The organism is Paenibacillus alginolyticus DSM 5050 = NBRC 15375 (assembly GCF_000422905.1).
Classification (GTDB): Bacteria; Bacillota; Bacilli; order Paenibacillales; family NBRC-103111; genus Paenibacillus_E; species Paenibacillus_E alginolyticus.
The window spans coordinates 19,418-40,726 of the sequence record NZ_AUGY01000061.1 but is presented as its reverse complement, the minus strand read 5'-3'; the positions used below and the strand labels follow the sequence as shown (position 1 = coordinate 40,726).

Here is a 21,309-nt window from a genome sequence, read left to right as displayed (position 1 = left end):
GACCAATTTTTGAATCAGGGGTATTCGTCCAATTTCCATATATCACGAAAGCATATGATTAAAGAAGTGGATGTGGCTACGCACCATTATAACGCTTGGAAAGGGGTATGTCTTGTGAAGGGTGTTGTACTGGCGGGAGGGACGGGAAGCCGCTTGCGTCCTCTGACGAACATCATCAATAAACATTTGCTTCCAGTCGGTGAATTACCCATGATTCAATATGCCATTGAGAAATTATGCAAAGCTGGCATTCAAGATATTTTATTAATCACGGGGAAACAGTCCGCAGGATTGTATTTGGAATATTTGGGCAGCGGTGAAACGTTTGGTGTCCGTCTTACCTACAAGCTCCAAGAGAAAGCCGGGGGGATCGCTGAGGCACTGGCGCTTGCGAAGGAATTCGTGTTGTCAGGTGAGAAATTCGTCGTTCTTCTTGGTGACAACTTGTTTGAAGATTCCTTAAATCCGATGATTAACACTTTCGAGAAGCAGAAAGAGGGAGCAATGGTCATTCTTAAGAAAGTGGCTGATCCTAGAAGATATGGTGTTGCAAAGATGATGGACGGCATCATTGAACGGATCGAAGAAAAGCCGGAGCATCCAAGCTCATCTTATGCAGTTACGGGTATTTATTTATTTGATTCTACGGTGTTTGACATTATCAAACAACAAACGCCTTCCAACCGAGGCGAGCTGGAAATCACCGATGTGAACAATGTGTACGCAGCTGCTGGCAAGCTTACTCATGAGTTCTTTACAGGATGGTGGATTGATGCCGGGACACATGAATCTCTCTTTCAGGCTACTCTTTTTGTAAGGAAGGAGGACAGCTAATGTCGGTGATTCTAATTACGGGCGGAATGGGATTTATTGGAAGTAATTTTATGCATTACTGGAAAAAAAATCATCCGGAAGATCAGTTAATAAATATCGATTTACTTACGTATGCAGGAAACAAGGATAACGTCAGGTCACTAGATGGGCAAGCTGGGTACCAGTTTGTACATGGTGATATCGCTCATATTGCTTTGATCAACCAACAGATGAAGCTCGGGGTTGACGTGGTCGTCCATTTTGCCGCCGAAACCCATGTAGATCGAAGTATTCGTAACCCCCGCAGCTTCGTGCTTACGAATGTCGCAGGGACACAATGCTTATTAGAGGCAGCAAGACAGCACCAGGTCAAGAAGTTCATTCATATTTCAACCGATGAGGTGTATGGATCACTTGGTGACGAGGGAGCATTCACCGAAACGACTCCTCTAGCACCTAATTCTCCTTATTCTGCGAGTAAGGCAGGATCGGATCTACTCGTCAGAGCCTACTATGAAACCTATGGATTTCCGGGTGTTATTACCCGTTGCTCTAATAATTATGGTCCTCGTCAGTTTCCTGAAAAGCTAATTCCACTCATTATTACTCGTGCCCTTCGTAATGAGCGGATTCCGATATATGGCGATGGATTGAATATACGGGATTGGTTGTATGTGGATGACCATTGTTCAGCAATTGAACGAGTGATTGAGGATGGTGTAGCAGGGGAGGTTTACAATATCGGCGGACAAAATGAACGAACGAATTTGGAGGTTGTCAAAAGCATTCTGAAAATGCTTAACAAATCGGAGGATTTGATCCACTTCGTATCTGATCGCCTTGGACATGATCGTCGGTATGCGATTGATAGTACCAAAATTCGTCGTGAGCTGGGGTGGGTGCCGTTCTATTCATTTGAATCAGGATTAAAGAAAACGCTAGATTGGTATGTGCAAGAACACGAATGGTGTGCACGCATTGCTGACGGATCTTACCGCGCCCCAAAAGTAGCTGATCTCACATGAAAATATTAATCACTGGAGCTGGTGGACAGCTCGGTTATGATCTCATCCGTGTGTTTGGCTCCGTTCATGAAGTATCCGCTTGGCGCAAAGACCAATTTGACGTGAGCGATGAGAAGAAAGTCATGGACATCCTTTTACAAGAGCGACCGGATGTTGTTATTCACGCTGCTGCTTATACGAATGTCGATAAGGCGGAAACAGAGACGGAACTAGCCTATCAAGTGAATGCCATGGGAGCCCTGCATATAGCAAAAGCTTGCGAACAAATCGGTGCCAAGCTTGTATATGTCAGTACCGACTATGTGTTCGATGGAACGAAGGGAACCCCGTATGAGGAGGGGGATACCACCAATCCAAACAATATATATGGTCATTCCAAGCTTCTTGGAGAGAAATTCGTCAGAATGACCTGCTCGAAGCATTTTGTCGTACGTACGTCTTGGTTATATGGCACCAAAGGAGCTAATTTTGTTACCAAAGTATTGGAAAAGGCGCGGTCGGGAGGACCACTGTCCATTGTAGATGATCAATTCGGCTCACCCACGTATTGTTTGGATCTGGCGATCTTTCTTCGAGAACTGATTGAAACGGACAGGTATGGCATTTATCACGCATCGAATCAAGGGGTGTGTTCTAGATATGAATTCGCCTTGTACATTTTGAAGATGGCTCAGATGGAGCATGTTCCGCTGATTCCTGTACATTCGGATTTGTATCCATTGCCTGCGGAAAGACCGATGTACTCGGCATTTGCTCACAAAGCTATTGCTGACAATGGCTTTACCCCGATGAGAGATTGGGAATCGGCGCTGAACTTCTTCTTGAAGATCGACCATGTTTATCCAGCAGTCATAGTAAAGAAGGTGTGAAATGAGCAAAACGATTGCTGTCAGTTCGGCGCTGGGAAGGAAACAGGGCTTTCGTGCAGGTTGGGAACATGGACTACGGATGGGGCGGTGCCAATCTGTTCTTGACACGATGAGGCCAGCCCCTTTTCCACTCAAAGATGCCAGCGTACTTTTTATCGTTCAAGGCTTCGATGCCATTGATCAGGGGATTATTCAAGGCTTGCAGGAGACGGTTCGAGAAGTGTTTATCGGTGCAGCTCCGGATATGCTTCGTTTGGCGGGGGAACTCCAGCCGAATCTTGTGCTTGTCATGAATGGGCTCCATATCTTTCCTCCGGATCATTCGATCCATGTGGATCAGGTAAGACTTATGGGGATTCGCACGGCCATATGGTTTGCGGATGATCCTTATTTTACAGACCATACCGCATTGCTTGCTCCCCATTATGATTATGTGTTTACTCATGAAATGAGCTGTGTACCCTTTTATGCTGAGGTTGGTTGTCAGCAAGTCTATTACTTGCCATTGGCCGTTAATACGACTGTGTTCAAACCCTTACAAGTAGATCCGGCATATCGCAGCGATATTTGCTTCATTGGGAGCGGCTTTCCTAATCGAATCGACCTATTCAACAAGCTTACGCCCTTTTTAGCTAGTAAAAAGGTGCTGCTGGCCGGTTCATTATGGGACCAACTAAGTCAGTATGAGCTCTTAAAGCATGGGATAAAGCTGCAATGGATTCCCATCGAGGAGTCTGTGAAATATTACAGTGGCGCTAAAATTGTCATTAACGTACATCGCTTAACCTATCACGAAACATATAACAAAAATAGTAGAAACCTTCCAGGTCATTCGATAAACCCGAGAACGTATGAGATTGCCGCATGCGGTACGTTGCAAATAACAGATTACCGTTATGATTTGGATCAATACTACAAACCGGGTCTAGATATCGAAACCTTTCTTAATGCGGATGAGCTTATTCAAAAGATGCACTTTTATTTGCGGCATGAGGAGGAAAGGCTGCGCATTGCGATAAGAGGCTTGCGCAGAACGGTTCAGGAGCATACGTTTGCAGATCGATTAGTAAAAATGATGGAAATTGTATTTGCCTAGAAGGGAGAGGAACAAATGGCCGTAGTTAAAAAGAATCATGCCTGGAAACGGGGTCATAAGGACGGTTATGACTCTGGATTAACCAATGGCGTTCGGTTGGGGCAATGTGAAGCTGTTATTCAAAAAGCGATTCGGGATCGTGCACCAAAGCCCGTATGGGATGTACGCGTGCTCTATGTAACGTCGGGTAAAGGCTTTCCTTACGAGCCCTTGGATCATGCGATTATTGGCAGCTTGCGTCCATTAGTCCGTGAATTAATTATAGGGAATTGTGATAATGATCCGATTCGTATCGGCAGCCCGGAAGCAAATCTCGAAACGCTTGCTGCTGTCTATCATCCCGACCTGATGATTATTCTAGATGGGATGAATCTATCTCTAGATGTGGTAGACCGGATTCGCAGTATGGGCATCCGCACGGCCATATGGCTTACGGATGACCCCTATTACACGGACTACACCGTCTCTTATGCGACCCACTACGAGTTCATGTTCACGTTGGAAGTGAATTGCGTGTCGCTATATAAGGAAATGGGATGCCCTCAGGTTCATTATTTACCGCTTGCCTTTCAGCCGGATATGTTTCGACCAAAGCCCATTCCACATGGTATGCACCGGGATATCAGTTTCATCGGATCTGCCTATTGGAACCGAGTGGAGATGTTTGATCGGCTGGCTCCTTATTTGTCGAACAAACGGATCTTCATCTCCGGCATATGGTGGGAGCGATTGAAGCACTATGAGCTGCTTGCGCCACAGATTCAGCTCAATACTTGGATGCAGCCGGAGCAAACCGCGAATGTTTATAATGGAGCTAAAATGGTCATTAATATGCACCGAGCCTATGATGACCAGGCATATAACAATAACAGCCGGCAAATACTTGGAGCCTCCCCCAATCCGCGAACTTTCGAGATATCCGGCTGCGGCGTGCTTCAATTAACAGATGTACGCGACGACTTGGTTAACTTTTATACACCGGATTACGATATTGTCACCTATACATCACCAGAAGATCTATTGGAGAAGATGGAATACTATTTGATACACGAAGAAGAACGCAAACAAATAGCTATGCGAGGATTGTATCGTACAATGCGAGATCACACCTATGCGAATAGGCTGTCTAACATGCTCGCTATTGTTTTCGGACAACAAGGATGAGAACGCCGGTCCTAATGATAAGGAAGCTGAGGTGCATGGACATTGATCAAAAAGATAAAGGTTCGAAAGCTTAAATTTAAGATAAATATTCGAAAAAAGAAACCCGCTTCGCAGACCAAATCTCGCTTAAAGAAGAAGTTGATTGTTAAGAAAAAGCCTCGCCTAAGTCGCCTGGCGAAATCGCCCAGACTCAAACTAAGACGTAAATCGATCAAGAAACACAGGAAGAAGCATAGGGTCCATTCATACAATAAGGCCTTCGATGAAGCCTACAATGAGGGTTATAAAATTGGCTTTGCGCAAGGATATGCTTTGGAGCAAGAGCAACCGGTTATTTAGTCCTTGAAGGATCGCTATCGTTAGTGTATTCAAAAAAGGAGGATAGCTAATGTCGGTGATTCTAGTAACTGGAGGCATGGGGTTCATTGGTAGTAATTTTATTCATTATTGGAGAGAGCACCATCCGCAGGATGGCATCATCAATGTGGATTGGCTTACGTATGCGGGAAATCCAGATAACGTCGCGGCGCTGGAAGAGCAAGCCGGCTACCGGTTTGTACATGGAAATATCGGAGATGCGGCAGGGATGAACCGGCTTATGGAGCAGGGTGTCGATGTCGTTGTTCACTTTGCAGCGGAGTCCCATGTGGATCGAAGCATTCATAGCCCAGGCAACTTCGTACTTACCAATGTGCTGGGCACGCAATCCTTGTTGGAGGCGGCGCGGCAGCATCAAGTGAAGAAATTCATTCATATATCAACGGACGAAGTATACGGAACACTCGGCCAAGATGGGGCCTTTACAGAAAGAACCCCGCTTGCACCGAACAGTCCTTACTCGGCAAGTAAAGCTGGCGAAAATTCGCCGAGAACTGGGATGGACGCCATTCTATTCTTTTGAAGCGGGAATGAAGAAAACGATAGATTGGTATTTGCGGGAGCGCGAGTGGTTGAAACGAATTGCCGATGGATCCTATCATACCTCTAAGAGAGCTGATGTGCTATGAAAGTTTTGATTACTGGAGCAGGAGGACAACTGGGGTACGATCTCTCACGTGTACTGGCCCCTATACATGAAGTAACTGTCTGGACGAGGGAACAACTGGATGTTAGCGATGAGGGACAGGTAGCAGACATACTGGCAAATGAACGCCCGGACGCTGTCATTCATGCAGCAGCTTATACGAACGTAGATAGAGCGGAATCGGAGACGGAGCTTGCTTATCAAGTCAACGCCATTGGATCTCTGCATATTGCCAAAGTGTGCGAGCAAATTGGCGCCAAGCTTATTTACATTAGCACGGACTACGTGTTCGATGGAACAAAGGGAACTCCTTATGATGAAGTTGACACAACGAATCCGGGCAATGTATATGGGCGCTCCAAGCTTCTAGGAGTGAAATTCGTCAGCAGGACCTGCACAATGCATTTTATTGTGCGGACTTCGTGGTTGTACGGGACCAAAGGAACCAATTTTGTTACCAAAATATTGGAAAAGGCGCAAGCAGGCGGTCATCTTTCCATTGTTGATGATCAGTTCGGTTCACCTACGTATGGTTTGGACTTGGCCATTTTCATTCGAGAACTTATGGAGACGGACAGATATGGCATTTATCACGCATCCAATCAAGGATCGTGCTCTAGATATGAATTTGCTTCTGAGATCCTAAAGTATGCTCAATTGGATCATGTTCCCTTAGTGCCTGTTCAATCGGATTTGTTCCCATCACCAGCCCCAAGACCCATGTACTCGGTCTTTGGTCATAAAGCGATTGTTGGCAATGGCTTTACCCCAATGCGGGATTGGAAGTCAGCGCTTCATTATTTCCTGCAAGTTGACTATAAATACCCGAAGACGACAGAAAAGAGGGTGTGAATGAGCAAGACGATCACGGCTAACTCTACGGTGGGCAGGGAGCGAGGATTTCTAGCAGGCAAAGAGCACGGAGTCCGAATGTGGCGCTGCCAAGCGGTTATTGACGTTGTAAGACCTGCCGCTCTACCGCTAAGAGAGGCCAAAGTATTATTTATCGTCCAAGGTTTCGATGCCATTGATGGAGGTATTAGTCAAGGGCTGCAGCAGACAGTCCGTGAAGCTTATACCGCAACCGCGACCGATATGGTTCGATTGGCAGAAGAGCTTAGACCTGATCTCGTGCTTGTCATGAATGGGCTGCACTTATTTCCAACCGAACATAAAGAGCATGTAGAGCAAGTAAAACTTATGGGGATAAGGACCGCCATTTGGTTCGCGGATGATCCTTATTTTACCGACCATACAGCATCTCTTGCTCCCCATTATGATTATGTGTTCACGCATGAACTAAGCTGCTTAGCTTTATATAGGGAGATTGGTTGTCAGCAAGTTCATTATTTGCCCCTGGCTGTCAATACGTCTGTCTATAAACCGATGCATGTCGCTCCTGAATATCGCAGTTTGGCCGGATCGCTCTGGGACCAGCTGCGTCATTATTCGCTCTTGGAACAAGGGATCAAGCTGCAGTGGATTCCGATTGAAGAGTCAGTGAAATATTACAATGGGGCTAAAATCGTCATGAATGTGCATCGTCTTAGTTATGATGAAACCTACAATAAAAATAGCAAGAACCTCCCCGGTCATTCGATTAATCCGCGAACGTATGAAATTTCGGCATGCGGTACCTTGCAAATTACGGATTACCGCCATGACTTGGATCAGTATTACACGCCTGGTCATGATATCGAAACCTTCGATAGTGCGGAGGAGCTCATACAGAAAATGCAGCATTATTTGATTCACGAAGAAGATAGGATGCGAATAGCCATGCCATGTTCGATCGGATAGCTCCCTACTTAGCAAACAAACATATCAAAATCTCAGGAATTTGGTGGGAACGTCTGAAGCAATATCAACTGCTGGCGCCTCAAATTCAACTGAATACTTGGCTAGGACCTGAAGACACAGCGAACGCTTATAACGGAGCCAAATTGGTCATTAATATGCACAGGGCCTACGATGACGAAGCTTATAACTATAACAGCCGACAATTACTCGGGGCTTCTCCCAATCCGCGAACATTTGAGATTTCGGGCTGCGGCGCTCTTCAGATCACGGATATACGCGAAGATTTAGCCCGCTTTTACACACCAGACTATGACATTGTGATGTATGGATCTCCCGAAGAACTCTTGCATAAAATGGACTACTATTTGAGAAACGAAGAGGAACGTAAACAAATCGCTTTGCGCGGATTGTATCGTACGATGCGAGATCACACCTATGAGAATAGATTGTCTCAAATGCTGGATATTGTATTTCACTAATAAGAGAGGACGCTGCTAGAAAGTGGAGGTGCATGAATCATGTTGAAGAAGAAAAATAGAAACGTTAAAGTAAGCATTCGGAAAAAGAAAAGCGCTTTGCAGAGGAAGAATCAGTCGAAGACTAAGAACAAGCTGATTCTGAAAAGAAAGCCACTGGCAAGTCGATCAGCCAATGCGTCTCGACGCAAGCAACGGCGCGCCAAAATCGTTAAGGCAAATTCTACTGTCAAATACAATAAAGCCTTTGATCAAGCTTACAACGAGGGTTTCAATGCAGGCTTTGCGCAAGGCTACCTTCAGGAGCAACAACAGCTTGCCGTCTAAACGAGGTTGCTTAAACCGCGTGAATAGAAAAACGACCTGTCTTTGATTAGCCAAAGAAGGTCGTTTTTTTGAGAGGTGTCCTTCAAAAGGAAGCAAATGTCCGAATGTAAAAGGGTAAGGTAATGAGACCTGTTACCTGGAACTCGGGGGGCAGTATGACTGTACCTTGGTGATGCCGAGAGAGGGACTTTTGAAGCTAGATACTATGGCGTTACGACGGTCATTCAACCGTATCCGGTCTTGCATGAAATGTATCAGCCTGCACCCGCATTGCCAAGTATGTTCCAAGCGCTGCTCGAGAAACCAGAATATACTCGATCTTCTTTTGATCCATGAACCGGATGTTGTCATCACGAATACGTGTGTCAACATTTTACCGGCTGTTGCTGCTAAGAAGTTAGGAATCCCAGTCATTTGGATTATTGCGGAAACCATACAACTGAATGAATCCACAGTGCTCACGGTTGGACTCGTGGATCAATACTCTGATTGGATTGTTGGTATATCCCATGCCACACTGTAGCCATTCCAAACGATAGGATGGGACCATAAAAATGCCTCCCTCTTGGCGAACGGATGAGTGTGATGTCAACCAATGGCCGGTAAGAAGGCAAAACAGAAGTGCTCAAGATATTCAGTCTCTCTACAGGCTATGGATGTGGTTGTGATCCCAAGTTTGATGAACGAGGGATTCGGATAACTGCACTTGACTGAAGGGCTTATCCTCGGTAAACCTGTCGTTGCCTATCGTTCAGGTGGACTGAATTAAATTTTGACCGCAACGGGTAATTGACGCTTTTCTGGCGCATAAAGGAGAGATCCAAGATCTCACAGCTTAGGTTCAGCACCTACTATCCGATCGCCGCCTACGTCAGGAAGTTGGCGAACTGGGCAGTCAGGCGATTTGGCAAGTGTTCGGGATTGAGACATACCGCTCCAGATTGGGACACTTCCTTGGACAAATCGGGCCCCATATGGAAACAAGGGCCATAGCTTTGCAAAGTATGCCAAGGTTTCCTGATGGTTCTCTGCTGAGAGGCGAGTCTTCGAATACGGTATTCTTCGTGGAGCAGGGCAAGAAACGTCCTTTTCACAGTATGGAGGCATTTCATTTCTATAAATACGATTGGAACCGAGTGACCAATGTATAGGAAAACACAGATTGCGGTTCATCCGACTGGCGGAGCAATTCGCGCTGAAGAGCCATTCTTGCAAAATGCACCAGCCATTTGCGTAGCTAGAGGATCGGGCCCAACCGTCTTTTTGCTGCAGCATGGCATCCGATATCCATTTCCTTCGGAACGAACTCTTAGACGTTATGGCTATCATTCATACAGGGCAAAATTTCACATCTACGCTCACTGACGTGTTTTTTGAAGAGCTTGGGCTGCGAAAGCCTGATTATATGCTGCTGCATCAGCAAAGTACATTAGTCAGGGCATGAACCGATTCAACTCTTGAAGCAAGCAAGCAGTTATATACAGCCAAATTTGACAAAAATGATTGTGCCGTATGTCCACTTTGAGAACAATGCCCCATGAAAGAACAGCAGAAGTACAACAATATTCGCTTCACAGATGCAAAACTTCAATCGGATTCGATGCGTAGCAGCATGGGGACAGAACGACACCGCGAACTTTCCAAATTCGGAGCTGGCGTTGAGGGCGTCGTGTCCGCACTAAGAGGGGGATTCCGAATCGAAGATCTCCCTGTCCGGGGACTTCTGCGCTCAAAAATCTGGATACACGCCAAGATTCTGGCCTTTATAATTTACATTTCTAAGAGTCTATCTAACTCTATTTGTCCAGAAAGCCAATCCTCGCCCTCGATTTCGCCAGTAATAAAAGTTTCCATGCCTTGGCCAATATCAAAGGCTACTTTCCCTAGCTCATTAGCAATATATGGCGCAAGAATGACTGCATTTATACCAGCAGCGAGTAAACATAAGTCAAATTCATATTCTGTAATTTCCTGCTTCACTCTAGGGATGTCCTCATATTGCTCTATCATTATAGTGCCTGTAATTTCAAATTCTAACTGTCCTTTTAAACCATTGTCGAGGGCATATCTTACATCGTCTGCGTAGCTGCAAATGATGATAATATTTTTATTTCTTAGCATTTGATGAAACTTTAGCTGCTGAGATATCATAATGACTCGTCTTGTGTAAGCCTCAAATACGTATTTAGGGGTAACGCCATAGACGTCAAAAACTTTCCTAGTTAATTCCCCCGCTTTTGATACTTTTATGCAGATGCCTATAATATCAGCATTTTTCACAGCTTCTAACGCTTCATTACGTGCTTCAATGTTAGGAAATCTTATCCCGCGATGGGTGTGGCCTCTTTTAACCATAGAGTTATTGGCAACATGTGTTTCCGGGTCATTCATAAATTGATCTTCGGAGAAAACGGCATATTGAGCCAAGACATGTGTTTCGGTAACTCCCACGGATATCACAGAGAGCGGTAATTGATTGTCTAGTGAGTGTAGTATTTTATCCATTAATTGATTAGTATTCAGTTCTATAAAGGACATTATAATGCACCCTCTTTATAAATAATTTTGATTATCCTGTTTGCTCAGGAACCCCTATTAACACGAACGAATGCTTGGTGTAATGAAATCAAACATACGTTCGGGAGTGATTTCTATGGCGAAACAAGAATCGATGAACCTTATCGAATATCAGAAAAAGTTTCAAACTGAAGAAGCTTGCCATGAGAACCTGTATAAAATGAAGTGGCCTCAAGGGTATTGCTGTCCGAAGTGTAAGCACGATAAGGCTTATGAAATCAAGACTCGCAAGTTACCTATATACGAGTGCGTGAATTGCGAACACCAGACCACTGTGATCGCCGGAACGATTTTCGAAAAGACAAGAACAGATTTATTGAAATGGTTCTGGGCCATTTTATTGATCGCCCAAGACAAGCGGGGCGTCTCTGCCACTTACTTATCCGAGGAGCTCGGCATTGCCTATCAGACTGCCTGGACGATTCAGCACAAAGTTCGTAAGGCGATGGGAGAACGTGACGCTGCCTATACCCTTGCTGGTATCGTCGAACTCGATGAAGCTTTTTTCGGAGCGCCTACGGAAGGCGGTAAGCGCGGGCGCGGCACCGAACAAACTGCCGTGCTTGTAGCATTATCGCTCGACAAGAAGGGTTGCCCGAAATACCTGAAAATGCAGGTCGTTCCTGATGTCAAAGGCAGCACGCTCGCCATCTTTGCAACAAAGTACATCGAAGCTGGCTCAACGATAGCAAGCGATAAGTTTAGCTCTTATAAAGTCTTGGCCAAGGAAGGCTTTCAGCATGAAGCCCACAAGTACGATCTGAAAGAAAATCCAGATCATCTGAAATGGCTTCATACGATTATTTCAAATGCAAAAGCATTTATTGGCGGAACTTATCAAGGATTAGACTCTAAGCATTTACAGGCGTATCTCGATGAATTTTGCTATCGGTTTAACCAACGTGAGGTCAAGAGTGAATTATTCAACCGGCTAGTTCATTGTTGCCTTTCGGCAACGACGATCACCTATCCTGAGCTAGTTGGATAATCAAATAAATAATAATGATCTTAAGTCGTTCCGATGACGAACAATGATGTTCATAAGACTTGCTTGTGCTTATTGTTCATGATTTTCGCGAAAATCCATTCCATTGTGATAATAAGCGCCTGTTACTGCAGAGCCAATGCACCTAATATAATGACATTTACCTAATGTGATCTGATACAATCAAACATGTTATAGAAATAATGAAATGACCTTATTTATATAAAAGGTCAAGCCATCAGGCTTATTTTGGCTGCAGATAGTCAACCTTCAGCCAGCCGTTGTCTATTACAAACACGGGGTCGAATTCATCTCCCCAGCGTTTCAAAGCGTCGCGAACGTTCCACTCGGTAATTTCCTTGTAAATGTCCAGCAAATTCGTCTGATTATGCTCATGCCGGCGGTGCATATAGAGAGGAACGTCGATCCAGTGAAAATGATAGTGCTCGATTAACCGCATCAGAACGCGTTTATCCTCCATGTACCGTCCTTCGAACGGGTCGTCCGTAGGCCATCCTCCAACTTCCCGTAATGCGGAAGTCCGATAAAATCTGGGCCATTGCGATATATTCGACTTAAGGAAATCATATTTATCATGAAAAGACCGGTTTTTTTTGATGATACTCTCCATCACATTTCCATTACTGTCCATAAAGAGAGAATTGATGTTACCGCAGATCAGCCCCACATGCTCAGGCTGCTTAAGTGCCTCGGCCAGCAGTACCTCAAGCGTATATGGATACAACCAATCATCTGCATCGAGTTGCACCACATAAGGAGTTGTGACCGCTTCCAGACCGGTATTCATACTCTTCGATTGTCCGACATTGCGCTCGTTCCAGATGTACGTCACCCGGCTATCCATTAGGTAATGGCGCACGAGGTTGATACTGTCATCGGTGGAGGCGTCATCGATCAGGATGATTTTCCATCCTGCATAGGTCTGATTAAACACCGTATCCATCGCTTCTCGCAGATAAACTCCGGCATTATAGGTTGGAATCAATACGGTGACTTCTGCCTTCATTACGCTCACCTCAGCTTTTTTACCAGTCCCTCGAAATCAAAATCCTCCCCGTCGATAATCAAATCAATCGCATGGCCGAAATCAATCGCTACCTTACCGGTTGCATTCGCCAAACGGGGGGCAAGCAGCGTCGCCGGCACTCCGGCAGCGATCAGCGCGATATTCCAGCCGCCGACTCGGCACAATTGCTGATAAACCTGCTCCAATTGTTCATAATCGGAAAGCATCACCGCATCCACCACAGCAACACCTTTGCTTGCAAAAATAGGTGCCGCTTCCGCCGCACGTCTCCCTACTAGCACGAGTCGATACGGCCGAACCCAGTCCCAGAAGTAGGGGAGCCTAACCATATGATGCGTGGCCCAAGCGGAGCATATGGTGTAGAACTCAAGCCCGAGACTCAGGAACGTCTGCCTCGAATATTCGGCACCTGACGCGTCTTCAAGCGTAGGCAGTATACCGGCGGTTGTACACGATTTAAATGCCTCCATAAGCTCAATTTTTAAATTTCCCCTTGTAACGCCATTATATTTCCGGTAATACTCCATTCCCCAGTAGAGATCGGGAAATACTTGCAGCTCGGCAATTTCGGCATGGCCGAAACGGGCAAGGGAGTACGAAGTTCCTTCCGCCACTGCCGTATCTATGCATTCGAGCACTTCCTCAATCGTCAACAGGTACCTTTCATAGCTAAAATTTTCATTAAACCTCCGAAGCTGTTTCATCCCAATCAACTCCTGTTTTCTGGACGGATATCTACCGGAATATGGGGAAATTTGTAGTTGATATGAGGGAGCAGATAGTGCGCTTGCCGTGAACCCAGTATGATGATCCGTTCTATCTCCCTTGATATAATCAGCTTGCATATCATCTTTTCTATCAAATCCAGTCTAAGCTCGATTCCGGGGATATAAAGCGACAATTCAAAGATATCGTCGGTTAACCAACCAAAATCCTCCATCCCCGACTCCATCCCGTATCCGGTTGAAACCATCGTAATTCCATACCAATCAGGATGCATACCATCGATAAACTCCAAATAACTATCGGTAATGCGATCACGTCGGATATGCGGCAGCAGCAATAGCCATCTCGAACGGTCATGCCGAACAGGTCTGGTCGCATAGCGGTTCCAATCGGATCCCTGCAGATCGGGTTTAATCCTGTCGAATAAAGGCTCCTGATCCCATTCCTGCTTCAGCTTAATCAGATGGCTCTCCTTATATAGATCGGGATGATACTCTTTGATTTGCTCAAACAGCTTATCATGATGCTCCATAGCTTTGTGAACCATTGAAATTCCATGCCGTCGGTACAAGAAGAGGCGCTCAAAGACTTGATACCCGTACCAACCGTTCTCTCCCAGCGTGACCCAGAAATCCCAGTCCTCATAGCCCATGACGGTAAAATCCTTCTTATACCCGCCAGCCTGCTCCCAAGCCTTCTTGCGAAGCATTGAGTTCCCACAGGTGATATTGTGAAACAGTTGAGTGTGGAAGTTAAACTGCGGTGCGGGGTAGGACCAGTTTTCCGTCCCGAACGCTTGAACCCATGGAGACACGAAACCGACTCCGGGATAAAGCTCCAATATCCAGAACGCCTTCTCCAGATATGTGGGATGAATGAGATCATCAGAATCGAGCGGAAGCACATATTTCCCTCGAGCCTCGGCAATCCCCCGATTTCTGGCGGCAGCAAGTCCTTGATTGGATTGGCGGATGATGCGCATCTTCGGCTTTTGCAGTGTAGCGAGCTTCTCGAGGGTAAAGGGGTCGGTGGAGCCGTCATCGACCACAATAATTTCGAAGTCCTGAAAGGTGGAACGCAATACGGAATCGACCGTCTCCTCTACATACTGCCCGTAGTTATGGCAAGGAATGACCACGCTAACCAACGGCATCTTCACGAATACCCCCCCTTAATCATGATCCGCTTTTTATCGCTCTCCAATGATTGTATTTGCATAAGACTCCTTCAAGCCGTGCCATAAGCTGTAATTCGGCTTCCATTCTAAAATTTCCTGTGCCTTCCGATTAGACAAACAACTATGACGAATATCTCCCGGTCGCTCGTCAGCATTAGTAGCTAGTAGGGGCTTGCCATGAATACGCTCCAAATGGCCACATAACTCAGAGATAGTGGATTTGTTTGATGTAGAGAAATGAATAAGGTGACCGTCCCCTTTCAACACAACCGCCATGTTAGCCCGTACTACATCCTTCACATAGACGAAATCACGGGTCTGTTTCCCATCACCGTAAATCACGAGTGGCTGTCCTTTCCCGATCCGATCGAGGAAGATCGCGACCACGCTGCCCTCCCCATGGGGCGTTTGCATCGGACCATAGACGTTGGCATACCGAAGAATCGTATACCTAAGCCCGTATAGTTGTTGATAAATGCGCAAGTAATGCTCAGGCATCCATTTACTGATTCCTTAATAGGAAATAGGCGCTGCAGGATCGGTTTCCTCCATCCTTTCTTTGACCGTATTGCCATAGACGGCACAGGAGGAAGCATAGATAATCTTCCGAACCTCCGCTTGCCGGCACGCTTCCAGTAAATTCACCGTTCCAACAAGGTTAATGGAAGCATCCTCCTGAGGCTGTTTCACAGACCGCTGTACATCCACTTGAGCGGCCATGTGGAACACCACATCAGGGCGAATGTCAGAGACCAGACTTCGTATGGCTTCGTTCCGGATATCCACCTCATGAAAAAAAGCCCGTGGGTTCACATTCCTCTTTGAACCGGTAGACAAGTTATCCAAAACGTGTACTTCCGCCCCGGCCGACACCAATTCGTCAACCATGTGGGAGCCGATAAACCCAGCACCGCCCGTTACTAATGCCCTCATGATTCCTTACCTCCCGGAAAGCAACTATCGTTCAAACGATACCATGCAATAGATTTGGTTAATCCCTCTTCCAGCCCAACCTTAGGTTGGAAATTTAGAACGGAGTTTGAACGGGTCAAATCCGGAATACGAATCGGCATATCCTCATACCCCGGGCCGTATGCTTCCTGGTAATGCTTGAACCGTATCGGGGCATCTGAGCCTGTCAACTGCACGATCATGCGGGCTAATTCCAAGATGGTCGTCGGGCTGTCGGATCCGATGTTGAATGCCAGTCCGTCCGCTTCCCTTCGCATCGCGCTAATCGTCCCGCGAACCGTATCATCCACATAAGTGAAGCACCGAGACTGTGAACCGTCCCCATACACCTCAAGCGGCGTCCCCAAGAGCGCGGAACGAATAAACCGTGGTACAACCATGCCGTATTGGGAGTTCGTCTGACCAGGGCCGTAAGCGTTAAAATAACGTAGCACAGTGACCCGAAGCCCCTTCTGGGCATAACCGAAGCACATATGCTCATCTAGCGACTTTGCTGTAGCATAACACCATCGGTGGACGGAGGGTGCACCATATACGCGGTCAGATGTCTCCGAGAAGGGAACCAACGTATTTTTTCCGTAGATTTCGGATGTGGACGCAAAGATCACTTTCATCCCCCGGGGATAGGCAAGCTCCAGCACGTTGCGCGTGCCGTCAATATTCCCCTCGATGACTTTAATCGGATTGTCAACTGTATTCTTAACTCCAAGGACTGCTGCCATATGATATACGACTTCTGCCTGATCCATCCAGCGTTGCAGCTCATGACGATTCAGTACCGATTCCTGAATAAATGTATGCCTATCATGGGATAACACATCCTGCAGAAATTGCGCACTCCCTGTAGACAGATCATCCAGGGTCACTACGCTGTGTCCCTTGGCTAGCAGTGACCGAACAAGATTTGAGCCGATAAATCCTGCCCCGCCCGTAACTAATATTCTCAATCGAGTCACCCCCGCCTACTGCTAATTACAGTAGAATAATATTGGATTTGTCCACAATACTCGCCGTTGCATTCCTTGTATCTACAACCAGTCGTGCGTGCTTGGCAATCAACTCATACGGCTGCCCGGAGTGATCTGTCAGAATCAGCAAACAATCATGCTTCTTGACGTTTTTTGCCGTTACCTCTGAACGTTTGAGCTTTCGGTCTGCGATCTCAATTTCCTTGAAATATGGATCGTAGTAGCTCACAGACGCCCCTCTGCGGATCAAGCATTCGACTACCTGAAGTGCTTTGGATTCACGAAGATCATTGACATTCTTCTTATAAGTCACACCGATCACCATGATGCTGCTTTGCGCAAGCGTAAGAGGGAGGAGGGCTTTTTCCACCCTAGAGACGACGTTCCAGGGCATTTCCTCATTCACCTGATGACTAAGCTCGATAAAAGGCAGATCAACATTGTACTGCTTTGCTTTCCAAACCAGATACATAGGATCGACAGGTATGCAATGTCCACCGACGCCTGGTCCCGGATAATATGTCATGAATCCGTAAGGCTTTGTGCTGGCCGCTTGAATGACTTCCCACAAGTTGATGCTCATCGCTTCACAAATCCTGACCAGATCGTTCATTAACGAAATATTGACGAAACGCTGGTAGTTCTCGATCAGCTTGGTCATTTCCGCCGTTCTGGCGTTCGATACCGCAATAACCTTATTGAAGACACCCTCGTAAACCCGCTTCGCATGTTCAGTGCACGCATTCGTTACGCCTCCAACCACCTTAGGAATCTCAGAAAGCTTATACCGTATTTGCCCGGGGTCGATTCGCTCTGGAGAATAAGCCAAATATACGTTCCTCCCGACCTCCCACCCGGCGCCTTCGATTAAGGCCTTCAGATCTTCTTCCGTCGTACCTGGATAAGTAGAACTTTCTAAGACGACTAGCTGTCCTTCTCGTAAGTAAGGGATGATCTGCTCGACTGCACTTAGTACGAAAGATAGATCCGGTTTTGCTTCTTTATCAATCGGTGTTGGTACGCACAAGAGGATACTGTCCGCTTCCCGGATCACCTCAAAGGAGCTTCCAACATGGAAGTGTCCGGTTCCGAACATCTCTGTTATCTCCAACCGTGTGAAATCCGATATATAAGGTTGCTTATTCATCAATTTCTTAATTTTGCTTTTATCCGCATCGATACCATAGACCGTGTGTCCCTTTTCCAAAAAAAGTTTGGCAAGCGGCAGCCCCACGTAGCCGAGTCCGATGACGGCAATGTTTTGCAGATGGTTAAAGGGCATACAAATATCCCCCTTTCTATCGATTCCTGCCAACATCATACGTAGCTATATAAGATAAAGTCATGGTTGAGAGCCTGTTTTCTAAAAAATGGGGTGTTGTTCCGGCCCAAATTTTCCGAATTCGGGTGGATGTCTCTATCCGAAGACCAGCAAAAACATAAACATATAAGAACTTCAAACCAGAAAGGAAGGTCTTTATGAGAATCCTCATTGCCACCTATTGGGGGCTTCCGTCTGTGGGCGGACTAGAAAAATACATCTATCAATTAAAGCGGGGATTGGAAGCGCAGGGGCACCAAGTGGATATTTTCAGCCGAATGCCAGACGACTCGGGTTACCATATGTTAAACAAAGGCTGGATTTTGAAGAAAAGCCATTTGCTCCCACTAATTTCCGCACAAGCCGGTACCTATTTCGCAAAGCATATTCCGGAGATTGACATTGCGATTAAGCATATGGAGATTGAAAAATTTTGCTTTGAGGCAGCAGCTGCCTATTTCCGTCCATCCACATACGACATCATTCACACGCAAGATATATTCGCTTCCCGGGCATTCACCCGGATCGGACATCCGCATCAGATCCAAGTCGCCACGATCCACGGCTGCTATTCTACAGAAAGCCTAGCCCGCCTTCTTGAACAGGGCATCTTCAACGACCAGTATAAGCAGACGACGATTTGGCACTATTTCGGATTCATTGAGCACCTCGGCATCATGCGGAATGCAGAAACCATCTTACCGACGCAATGGCTTAAATCCGTCATGTCCTTGGACTTTCATATCCCACCGGACAAAATGACGGTCGTTCCCTGCGGTATGGATATCGAAGAGTTTAAGCAAGACATGGAGAAGCCTGCTGTTACTCCGGATGCCGCAGGGAAGAAGGTGATTATCTGTACGTCCCGCTTCGATCCAGTGAAGGGACATGTCCATTTGCTTCATGCGTTGTTACTGCTTAAGAAGGAACGCTTCCAAAACGATTGGGTGTGCTGGCTGGTCGGGGACGGTCAGGTAGAAGGGAAAATGAGGGAACTGGCGGTAAGCCTTGGTCTTCAGAATGAGGTGGTGTTCCTTGGAAAACGTCATGATGTCCCTGCGCTGCTCAAGAAGGCAGATTTGTTCGTGTTACCCAGCCTGCAAGATAATCATCCATTCGCAATCATGGAAGCCCATGTTTCTGGAAAGCCGGTGATCGTATCGAATGCGGGAGGCATTCCTGAGATGATCATCGACGGGCAAACGGGACTTATCTTTCCCGCAGGGGACGAACAGAGGCTGTTCGCCCAATTAAATACCGCCCTTAACGATGAAGGGCTGTGCCGTCACCTGAGCGAACAGTCGGAACAGTGGGGAAGTTACCATTGGTCCCTTCCTGTTATGACGGAAAGAACGATGGCCGTGTATAGCCGGGCCATGCATAAACGGAAAGCAGAGGTGAGGGAAGGATGGACCCGATTAAGAAGAAAACAATCGTCCGTACAAAGAAGAAGAAGGTAGCAAGCCTCAGGAAGAAGAAGGTAGCAAAACTCAGGAAGAAGAAGGTAGCAAGTCTCAGGAAGAAGAAGGTAGCAAGTCTCAGGAAGAAGAAGGTAGCAAGTCTCAGGAAGAAAAAGGTAGCAAGCCTCAGGAAGAAGAAGGTAGCAAGTCTCAGGAAGAAGAAACGGCCTGGACGCCTGATCCTGTCCGCGAACCATTATAGTCGGTTCTTCCGTCCTCCGTGCAAAGCCATACGGGAATCTGTGAATCGGAAGATATGGAACCGAATCGCCGCTGAGCTGCCTCCCGCCTATCGCGCACCAGATATCGATATCGTTCGTTTTCTGGTCCGTTATCGATCATCAGCAATGCCCGAATCAAATGAGGTAGTCGTATGAGAATGTTACTAATCGACGGATACAGTAGGGTCTGTTCCATGCTGGTTTCTTACTTCTCGTACAACCTTCCATGGGGTTCTGTAAACTATTCAGCACGGAATTACCCAACATGACTGCGAGAACTGCTCGCTTGGATGTAAACGCTGGAGTGGCTTGACAAAGATAGCTTAAGCTCTGTCTTACCGGCTTCGCATCTAAGGGGCTTTCCTCTTGGCTGAAGCTTGTCCATTTGCGTATGCTATGAAATGGCGATTGAACTTATCAGGGTCTGATCCGGTCAAGGATCAGACCCTTCTGGCTGTACTGCTCATTGTGGCCTCTGTCTTCGCCCGATTCGTTTTACCACAACTTTTGGGTTGGATTATAACTGTGAATCGCGCGAAGGTTTCTTTATCAGTGGCGAGCCGAAGTCATTAATAGGAGACCATGTCTGATCGTGATACCGGCGAGATGGAGGAACAGCTAGTTCCTCTACCAACGCCACATCCTACCAGTGAAAATCGAAGTGGTGGAAGGCCTCAGACGATGCCGTTAGACTGCTTAACGTCCCTTTCAAGCCTGCATATAACGATAGATATGCGGAACCGTTCAATAAAGGTTGAATCACCGTTCGTATTTCGCGTGTCTGCGGTTTGCCAGTATGAATGCTTCCGCTTCCCCCATGATTAGCTGGCTGCCGCAAATATGGGGAAATAACATCACCTGGAGCTTATCTATGGCTGTTCTGCTTCCATATGCAAATACGATTCCATCATTCGCACAACCTCAACATCCGGCATCATATACTTGGGGGGGAGGGCAGAATGAATGGTATCCCATACCCTCTTTTTCTCTTTAATTTCCCCTTTATAACGCGGAAGGTGGAAGATCCTGTTATACAGCCCGTTGGAAACGACAGTACCTCGGAAGTCTGTGGGTCGCTTCCGCTTGGCATTTCCTTTTGACCGACCGGCTTTCTTGCCGATGCCGGCCTTTAGCATATGACGTTTAGTGGTGCCGCTCTTATGATCATGCCGTCTCGTACGTTTCCGGACGAGAAGCTTGTAGACCTTCCCCCTCTTGGTCGTTTTCTTACCGTGATGGCGGGACTTTTTCGCTACCATA

24 protein-coding genes and 2 pseudogenes are annotated in these 21,309 nt (G+C 46.5%); 18 read left to right on the top strand and 8 right to left on the bottom strand.

Features of this window, described 5'->3' with window-relative positions; translation table 11 throughout:
• Window positions 1–114: 114 nt before the first annotated feature.
• From G519_RS0124675 to G519_RS0124615, 13 genes and pseudogenes are all read left to right on the top strand, one after another.
• Complete coding sequence (locus G519_RS0124675) at window positions 115–834, top strand: sugar phosphate nucleotidyltransferase (RefSeq protein WP_029196964.1); 720 nt, start codon at window positions 115–117, stop codon at window positions 832–834.
• Entirely contained in the window at window positions 834–1,838 is a 1,005-nt protein-coding gene (gene rfbB, locus G519_RS0124670; RefSeq protein ID WP_029196963.1) for a dTDP-glucose 4,6-dehydratase, read from the top strand. Before G519_RS0124675 ends, rfbB begins: the two co-directional genes overlap by 1 nt.
• Window positions 1,835–2,707, top strand: coding sequence for a dTDP-4-dehydrorhamnose reductase (gene rfbD, locus G519_RS44425; RefSeq protein ID WP_051253658.1), 873 nt, complete (start codon window positions 1,835–1,837; stop codon window positions 2,705–2,707). The genes rfbB and rfbD (G519_RS44425) overlap by 4 nt, the downstream gene beginning before the upstream one ends.
• A gap of 1 nt (window position 2,708) precedes the next feature.
• Window positions 2,709–3,803, top strand: a complete 1,095-nt coding sequence (locus G519_RS0124660) for a CgeB family protein (RefSeq protein ID WP_051253657.1) — start codon at window positions 2,709–2,711, stop codon at window positions 3,801–3,803.
• 15 nt (window positions 3,804–3,818) lie between these two features.
• Complete coding sequence (locus tag G519_RS0124655) at window positions 3,819–4,967, top strand: CgeB family protein (protein WP_029196961.1); 1,149 nt, start codon at window positions 3,819–3,821, stop codon at window positions 4,965–4,967.
• A gap of 42 nt (window positions 4,968–5,009) precedes the next feature.
• Window positions 5,010–5,306 (top strand): hypothetical protein, encoded by a 297-nt coding sequence (locus tag G519_RS0124650; RefSeq protein ID WP_029196960.1) that lies wholly within the window; start codon window positions 5,010–5,012, stop codon window positions 5,304–5,306.
• Between the two features lie 49 nt (window positions 5,307–5,355).
• Window positions 5,356–5,829, top strand: a pseudogene (locus G519_RS44420) (dTDP-glucose 4,6-dehydratase); the annotation flags it as partial.
• A gap of 141 nt (window positions 5,830–5,970) precedes the next feature.
• Window positions 5,971–6,843, top strand: coding sequence for a dTDP-4-dehydrorhamnose reductase (gene rfbD, locus G519_RS0124640; RefSeq protein WP_029196959.1), 873 nt, complete (start codon window positions 5,971–5,973; stop codon window positions 6,841–6,843).
• Complete coding sequence (locus tag G519_RS44415; protein ID WP_051253655.1) at window positions 6,844–7,791, top strand: CgeB family protein; 948 nt, start codon at window positions 6,844–6,846, stop codon at window positions 7,789–7,791.
• Window positions 7,776–8,270 carry a CgeB family protein gene (locus tag G519_RS0124630; RefSeq protein ID WP_029196958.1) on the top strand — a complete coding sequence of 165 codons (495 nt, stop codon included), beginning with the start codon at window positions 7,776–7,778 and terminating at the stop codon, window positions 8,268–8,270. The genes G519_RS44415 and G519_RS0124630 overlap by 16 nt, the downstream gene beginning before the upstream one ends.
• Before the next feature lie 39 nt (window positions 8,271–8,309).
• A complete protein-coding gene (locus tag G519_RS0124625) occupies window positions 8,310–8,594 on the top strand; it encodes a hypothetical protein (RefSeq protein WP_029196957.1) in 285 nt (94 codons plus the stop codon).
• A gap of 205 nt (window positions 8,595–8,799) precedes the next feature.
• Window positions 8,800–9,117 carry a hypothetical protein gene (locus G519_RS50470; RefSeq protein ID WP_127528031.1) on the top strand — a complete coding sequence of 106 codons (318 nt, stop codon included), beginning with the start codon at window positions 8,800–8,802 and terminating at the stop codon, window positions 9,115–9,117.
• A 388-nt stretch (window positions 9,118–9,505) separates the two neighbouring features.
• Window positions 9,506–9,745: a hypothetical protein gene (locus tag G519_RS0124615; protein WP_029196955.1), complete on the top strand. Its 240-nt coding sequence runs from the start codon at window positions 9,506–9,508 to the stop codon at window positions 9,743–9,745.
• 619 nt (window positions 9,746–10,364) lie between these two features.
• On the opposite strand, the gene G519_RS0124605 is transcribed toward G519_RS0124615, so the two are convergent.
• Window positions 10,365–11,132, bottom strand: coding sequence for a GT-D fold domain-containing glycosyltransferase (locus tag G519_RS0124605; protein ID WP_029196954.1), 768 nt, complete (start codon window positions 11,130–11,132; stop codon window positions 10,365–10,367).
• A gap of 115 nt (window positions 11,133–11,247) precedes the next feature.
• On the opposite strand from G519_RS0124605, the gene G519_RS0124600 reads away from it, so the two are divergent.
• Window positions 11,248–12,159 carry an IS1595 family transposase gene (locus tag G519_RS0124600; protein ID WP_036633711.1) on the top strand — a complete coding sequence of 304 codons (912 nt, stop codon included), beginning with the start codon at window positions 11,248–11,250 and terminating at the stop codon, window positions 12,157–12,159.
• Window positions 12,160–12,400: 241 nt separating this feature from the next.
• Here the strand turns inward: G519_RS0124600 and G519_RS0124595 are convergent, their stop codons facing one another.
• The 6 genes and pseudogenes from G519_RS0124595 to G519_RS0124570 all read right to left on the bottom strand — a co-directional run bounded on the left by G519_RS0124595 (window position 12,401) and on the right by G519_RS0124570 (window position 18,329).
• A complete protein-coding gene (locus G519_RS0124595; protein ID WP_051253654.1) occupies window positions 12,401–13,183 on the bottom strand; it encodes a glycosyltransferase family 2 protein in 783 nt (260 codons plus the stop codon).
• A gap of 5 nt (window positions 13,184–13,188) precedes the next feature.
• Window positions 13,189–13,908 carry a GT-D fold domain-containing protein gene (locus G519_RS0124590; RefSeq protein WP_029196951.1) on the bottom strand — a complete coding sequence of 240 codons (720 nt, stop codon included), beginning with the start codon at window positions 13,906–13,908 and terminating at the stop codon, window positions 13,189–13,191.
• Between the two features lie 5 nt (window positions 13,909–13,913).
• Window positions 13,914–15,083, bottom strand: coding sequence for a glycosyltransferase family 2 protein (locus G519_RS47765; RefSeq protein ID WP_244280212.1), 1,170 nt, complete (start codon window positions 15,081–15,083; stop codon window positions 13,914–13,916).
• A 36-nt stretch (window positions 15,084–15,119) separates the two neighbouring features.
• Window positions 15,120–16,040, bottom strand: a pseudogene (locus tag G519_RS44405) (NAD-dependent epimerase/dehydratase family protein).
• Complete coding sequence (locus tag G519_RS0124575) at window positions 16,037–17,035, bottom strand: NAD-dependent epimerase/dehydratase family protein (protein WP_307720107.1); 999 nt, start codon at window positions 17,033–17,035, stop codon at window positions 16,037–16,039. The pseudogene G519_RS44405 and the gene G519_RS0124575 overlap by 4 nt, the downstream one beginning before the upstream one ends.
• A 16-nt stretch (window positions 17,036–17,051) precedes the next feature.
• Window positions 17,052–18,329 carry a nucleotide sugar dehydrogenase gene (locus G519_RS0124570; protein WP_029196949.1) on the bottom strand — a complete coding sequence of 426 codons (1,278 nt, stop codon included), beginning with the start codon at window positions 18,327–18,329 and terminating at the stop codon, window positions 17,052–17,054.
• Window positions 18,330–18,526: 197 nt separating this feature from the next.
• On the opposite strand from G519_RS0124570, the gene G519_RS44400 reads away from it, so the two are divergent.
• The 4 genes from G519_RS44400 (at window position 18,527) to G519_RS50460 (ending at window position 20,874) form a co-directional block, all read left to right on the top strand.
• On the top strand, window positions 18,527–19,828 hold the full coding sequence (locus G519_RS44400; protein WP_051253652.1) for a glycosyltransferase family 4 protein: 1,302 nt from the start codon (window positions 18,527–18,529) through the stop codon (window positions 19,826–19,828).
• Window positions 19,777–20,205 (top strand): hypothetical protein, encoded by a 429-nt coding sequence (locus G519_RS51340; RefSeq protein ID WP_029196948.1) that lies wholly within the window; start codon window positions 19,777–19,779, stop codon window positions 20,203–20,205. Before G519_RS44400 ends, G519_RS51340 begins: the two co-directional genes overlap by 52 nt.
• A gap of 210 nt (window positions 20,206–20,415) precedes the next feature.
• Window positions 20,416–20,622, top strand: coding sequence for a hypothetical protein (locus tag G519_RS0124555; RefSeq protein WP_029196947.1), 207 nt, complete (start codon window positions 20,416–20,418; stop codon window positions 20,620–20,622).
• 9 nt (window positions 20,623–20,631) lie between these two features.
• Complete coding sequence (locus tag G519_RS50460; RefSeq protein ID WP_127528027.1) at window positions 20,632–20,874, top strand: hypothetical protein; 243 nt, start codon at window positions 20,632–20,634, stop codon at window positions 20,872–20,874.
• A gap of 44 nt (window positions 20,875–20,918) precedes the next feature.
• Here G519_RS50460 and G519_RS0124550 read toward each other — a convergent pair whose 3' ends face one another.
• A complete protein-coding gene (locus G519_RS0124550; RefSeq protein ID WP_029196946.1) occupies window positions 20,919–21,308 on the bottom strand; it encodes a hypothetical protein in 390 nt (129 codons plus the stop codon).
• Window position 21,309: the final 1 nt, after the last annotated feature.

Coding starts and splice junctions, on each gene's coding strand:
- rfbB (WP_029196963.1), top strand. CDS start 834: ATGTCGGTGATTCTAATTACGGGCGGAATGGGATTTATTGGAAGTAAT.
- rfbD (WP_051253658.1), top strand. CDS start 1,835: ATGAAAATATTAATCACTGGAGCTGGTGGACAGCTCGGTTATGATCTC.
- G519_RS0124660 (WP_051253657.1), top strand. CDS start 2,709: ATGAGCAAAACGATTGCTGTCAGTTCGGCGCTGGGAAGGAAACAGGGC.
- G519_RS0124655 (WP_029196961.1), top strand. CDS start 3,819: ATGGCCGTAGTTAAAAAGAATCATGCCTGGAAACGGGGTCATAAGGAC.
- rfbD (WP_029196959.1), top strand. CDS start 5,971: ATGAAAGTTTTGATTACTGGAGCAGGAGGACAACTGGGGTACGATCTC.
- G519_RS44415 (WP_051253655.1), top strand. CDS start 6,844: ATGAGCAAGACGATCACGGCTAACTCTACGGTGGGCAGGGAGCGAGGA.
- G519_RS0124630 (WP_029196958.1), top strand. CDS start 7,776: ATGTTCGATCGGATAGCTCCCTACTTAGCAAACAAACATATCAAAATC.
- G519_RS0124625 (WP_029196957.1), top strand. CDS start 8,310: ATGTTGAAGAAGAAAAATAGAAACGTTAAAGTAAGCATTCGGAAAAAG.
- G519_RS50470 (WP_127528031.1), top strand. CDS start 8,800: ATGGCGTTACGACGGTCATTCAACCGTATCCGGTCTTGCATGAAATGT.
- G519_RS0124605 (WP_029196954.1), bottom strand. CDS start 11,132: ATGTCCTTTATAGAACTGAATACTAATCAATTAATGGATAAAATACTA.
- G519_RS0124600 (WP_036633711.1), top strand. CDS start 11,248: ATGGCGAAACAAGAATCGATGAACCTTATCGAATATCAGAAAAAGTTT.
- G519_RS0124595 (WP_051253654.1), bottom strand. CDS start 13,183: ATGAAGGCAGAAGTCACCGTATTGATTCCAACCTATAATGCCGGAGTT.
- G519_RS0124590 (WP_029196951.1), bottom strand. CDS start 13,908: ATGAAACAGCTTCGGAGGTTTAATGAAAATTTTAGCTATGAAAGGTAC.
- G519_RS47765 (WP_244280212.1), bottom strand. CDS start 15,083: ATGCCGTTGGTTAGCGTGGTCATTCCTTGCCATAACTACGGGCAGTAT.
- G519_RS0124570 (WP_029196949.1), bottom strand. CDS start 18,329: ATGCCCTTTAACCATCTGCAAAACATTGCCGTCATCGGACTCGGCTAC.
- G519_RS44400 (WP_051253652.1), top strand. CDS start 18,527: ATGAGAATCCTCATTGCCACCTATTGGGGGCTTCCGTCTGTGGGCGGA.
- G519_RS51340 (WP_029196948.1), top strand. CDS start 19,777: ATGGACCCGATTAAGAAGAAAACAATCGTCCGTACAAAGAAGAAGAAG.
- G519_RS50460 (WP_127528027.1), top strand. CDS start 20,632: ATGTCTGATCGTGATACCGGCGAGATGGAGGAACAGCTAGTTCCTCTA.
- G519_RS0124550 (WP_029196946.1), bottom strand. CDS start 21,308: ATGGTAGCGAAAAAGTCCCGCCATCACGGTAAGAAAACGACCAAGAGG.